The following is a 266-nucleotide window of genomic DNA, read 5'->3' on the forward strand; positions in this document are numbered from 1 at the left end:
GTATTGTTAGGTGCTTCGATTCTATTTGATAGAATGCTAGCTTTAGGAATGCTTGGTGTAGGAGTAGCTTGGATTGTAACACCAATTGTAATAATTGTAATGTACATTTTTTCTCAAAAATTCTTAAAAATGCATGATCAACGAGAATTAGCAATGACAATCTCTTCTGCTACAGCGGTATGTGGTGTGTCTGCTGCAATTGCTTCAGGTACAGCTGCAAAAGCTAAGAAAGAAGAAATTACATTAGCAATTTCAATTACTTTAAT

The 266-nt window shown here is 34.2% G+C and carries 1 protein-coding gene; it reads left to right on the forward strand.

What is annotated here, in order from left to right; genetic code table 11:
- The coding region (locus AOA60_RS22245) for a putative sulfate exporter family transporter (protein WP_143522476.1) at window positions 1-266 on the forward strand (266 nt) is incomplete at both ends.

Source organism: Pseudomonas sp. 2822-17, assembly GCF_002742485.1.
In the GTDB taxonomy this organism is placed as follows: domain Bacteria; phylum Pseudomonadota; class Gammaproteobacteria; order Pseudomonadales; family Pseudomonadaceae; genus Aquipseudomonas; species Aquipseudomonas cyclaminis.